The sequence below is a fragment of the Streptomyces fulvoviolaceus genome (assembly GCF_000718165.1).
GTDB classification, from domain to species: Bacteria; Actinomycetota; Actinomycetes; order Streptomycetales; family Streptomycetaceae; genus Streptomyces; species Streptomyces fulvoviolaceus.
On record NZ_JOEY01000180.1, the window covers coordinates 1 to 824 of the forward strand.

The 824-nt window shown below is 68.2% G+C and carries 2 protein-coding genes and 1 pseudogene; all 3 read right to left on the reverse strand.

Annotated features, from left to right (window positions below; genetic code table 11):
• Window positions 1–423 (reverse strand): SDR family NAD(P)-dependent oxidoreductase (locus tag IG08_RS0153405; protein WP_158812426.1); only part of this gene is annotated, 423 nt, incomplete at its 3' end.
• Between the two features lie 3 nt (window positions 424–426).
• Entirely contained in the window at window positions 427–561 is a 135-nt protein-coding gene (locus IG08_RS62350) for an AMP-binding enzyme (protein WP_234343250.1), read from the reverse strand.
• Between the two features lie 127 nt (window positions 562–688).
• Window positions 689–814, reverse strand: a pseudogene (locus IG08_RS62935) (hypothetical protein); the annotation flags it as partial.
• Window positions 815–824: the final 10 nt, after the last annotated feature.

Here is an 824-nt window from a genome sequence, read left to right on the forward strand (position 1 = left end):
GGTGAGGGCTTCGACGCCGCCCTTGCTTGCGGCGTAGGCGGCGATGCGTTCGAAGCCGGTGCTGGCGTGTACGGAGGAGACGTTGACGATGGAGCCGGATCCCTGCTCGAGCATGATTTTCCCGGCCTCGCGGCAGCAGTAGAAGGTGCCTTGGAGGTTGATGTCGAGGACGTGTTGCCAGTCCTCGTCGGTGACGCCTTCGCTGCGGGTGAAGTGGGGGCTGATGCCGGCGCAGTTGACCGCGGCGTCCAGGCGGCCCGTCCACTCGGTGATGCGCTCCACCATGGTCCGTACGGCGGTGGAGTCGGCGACCGAGCCGGGCAACACGAGTACCTTCCCGGCGAGTTCGGACTCCAGCTCTTCAAGGTCCGCCGTCGTACGAGCCGTCCAGACGGTCTTGTCATCGAGACGCATGTCGGCCATGGCTCAGCCCTCCGTCGGGATGTCGCGCAAGGTCCGCTTGAGGACCTTGCCCGAGGGGGTACGCGGGAGTTCGTCGACGACGTCGAAGCGGACCGGCACCTTGAACTTGGCCAGCCGGGTGCGGCAGAAGTCCCGCAACTCGTCCGTCCCCGCGCTGGTGCCGGGTCGGAACCTTGAGGGCGGCGGCGGTGGCCTTGTCGTCGCGCCAGTAGCCGGCGAAGACCTTGGGGCCGCGCAGGGTGATCTCGCCGAGCTCGCCCGCCGGGACCGGTTTGCCGGTGTCGTCGATGATGCGGACTTGGGTGTGGGGGACGGGGCGGCCGACGGAGCCGAGTTTGGTCAGTGCGTGGTCGCGGTCGAGGAAGGTGTCGCCGGAGACGGTTTCGGTCAGGCCGTAGGCG